The organism is Streptomyces sp. NPDC000941, from assembly GCF_053599555.1.
The window spans coordinates 1-2,344 of sequence record NZ_JBSFMM010000500.1; the positions used below are offsets into that span (position 1 = coordinate 1).

General features: G+C 77.1%; 1 pseudogene. It reads right to left on the minus strand.

Going from position 1 to position 2,344, the window contains the following annotated elements:
• Positions 1 to 2,344: pseudogene (locus tag ACWDSL_RS53055) on the minus strand (hypothetical protein); the annotation flags it as partial.

Genomic DNA, 2,344 nt, shown 5'->3' on the forward strand with positions numbered 1-2,344 from the left:
GTCCGGCGGCCGCACTGCCGCGGGCTCGGCGGGCTCGGCGGGCTCGGCGGGCTCGCCGGACCGGGCGGGCGGGGCAGCGGTGTCCTGGACGGGAGGGATCTCGTTCCGGGGGCCGAGGCCGTCGCCGGTCGGCGGCGCCTTCGGCTCGCCCTTCGCGCCCTCCGGCCCGTCGGGCGGGAGGACCACGATCTCCGGGGGTGTGGGCCTGCGGGGCGGCGTCGGGGGCTTGGTGGTGCGGTGGTTGAGCGGGGGGCGGGGGTTGCGGTCCCCCTCGGGCAGCGCGGCGAGGTATTCGTCGCCGCGCTCGTACACCGTCACGGCGTTCCCGGCATCCTCACCGCGCGCCACGCCGAAGGTGTCGATCGTGCCGTTCTCGTGCACCAGGGTCAGGTGGAGGTCCAGATGGCTGGCGAGGAGTTCCGCCGCGAGCAGGGCGGTGGGGCGGTTCCACCGCCGGGCCGCGAACAGCTGGGCCCGGATGAGGCCTTCCTCCTGCTGCCGGGTCAGCGGCAGGGGCAGCCAGGGCAGCCGGCCGCCGCTGCGCTCGAACTGCCGCCGCTGGCCGTCGGTGAGCCCGATCCCGGCCACCGCCAGCTCCCCGGCGCGGAAGGTCGCCCGCCAGTCGAGCCGCGCCGTGCTGGGCAGTGGCAGGCGGGCCGACCAGGACAGGTCCTGGGGTTGATACTCGCCGCCGTCGGGGAGGCGCAGCCCGGCCGCGTTCACGGCCATGGCCAGGGCGGCGTAGAAGCGGTTTCCGTCGCCGGGTGGCGCGACGAGCTGGTACGCGTAACCATCGGGGTCCGTCAGCCGGTTGAGGTCCGATGCCGCGTCGTACTTGGGCTCCGGCTCGGACTCGTCGTCGGTCAGGCCCTCCCAGGTCCACGGGCGGTGGGCGTGGGCGGGCAGCGCGTCGTCCGCCGGGGGCTTGGCGGGGGTGGCCGGGGCGGGGGCGGCCGGTCCCGCGGCCACCTCGTCCGGCAGTACGGCGCGGAAGCGCTCGTCGGCGAGGTGGACGACGACCCGGGGGGCGTCCTCGGGCAGCGGCCGCTCCGGGTCCGGGGCGTAGTCGAGGAAGCTGCCGTCGTCGCGGACGACGCGGACGACGGTGCCATGGATCCAGGCCGCGAGCGCGGGCAGCAGATCGGCGGCGGCGTTGTCCCAGGTCTGCTTGTTGACGTGGGCGGCCAGGCGGCGCAGCTGCGCGGCCGCCAGACCGCGGCGCTGGGCCGGGGTCAGCGGGTGGTGGCGCCGGTCGGGGGTGGGCAGGTCCCCGGCCGAGTGCGGGATCACGCCGAAGGCCTCGAACTCGCGGCGCTCGGGGGTGCCGGTGCCCAGGTCGAGCCCGGCAGCCTCGACCTCGGGCGCGCTGAAGGTGTCCTTCTCGTCCGGGACGAGGTAGGCCAGCAGCGGGGAGTCGTCGGGGAGGGCGGCCAGTGCTTCGGCGTACCGGCCGCGGAGGGTGTCGGCGTCGTCGGTGATCCGGCCGTGGGCGGCGATGAACGCGTGGTAGAAGGACTTGCCGTCCTTGGGCACGTCGCGCAGCGGGTGGGTGGTGCCGTCGGGCGAGGTCAGGGCGGGCGAGCCGTCCGCAAGGACGGTGGCGGGGGTGTAGACCGGGGATTCCTCGGATTCCTCGGTGACCGTCTCCAGGAGTGTGGTCCCTGTCCGGCCCGTCAGCTCTCCGCCCGTCAGCTCTCCGCTCGTGAGCCGGGGTTCGGGCACCCCGGCGCGGGTGCGGACCGCGCCCTCCTCGCCGCTGCCCGGGTCGTCGGGCAGTTGGTGCCAGCGGGTCAGCCGGCTGGTCTCGCCGTGCAGCCGGTGCAGAGTGTCGGCGGCGGTCTCGGCGGTCGTGCGCTGCTTGGCCAGCTCCGCCAGCCGGGTGTCCCGGGCGCGTTCGGCCGTGCGCAGGGTGTGGTGGGCGGCCTGGACGGCGTCGTCGGCGCTCACCACGCGCCGGGCCGCCCCGTCGGTGACCTCGTCGCGCTCCCGCCGCGCCTCGGTGACGAGCCGGTCCCGCTCGTCCTGCCGGATGCCGGCGACGAGGCGGTCGGCGGCGGCCTGCTCCTCGCGGGCCTCGGCGAGCCGCTGGTCCGCGGCGGTCCACCGCTCCTCGGTCTGCTCGGCCTCCGGCTGCCCGGTCTGCGCGGCGGTGGTCTCCAGGAGCTGTGCCCACAGGGCGTCGCGGACGGCCTGGGCCTTCGCCGCCGCCGCCTCCTCGGCGGCCTGGAGGCGGTCCCGGACAGCCTCGCGGAACTCCGCCGCGGGCCCCCTCGCCGTCTCGTCCGCGGCCTCCTCGGCGGCGCGGTAGTGGTGGCGGGCGCTGCGGGCGGCGGCCCGCGCGGCG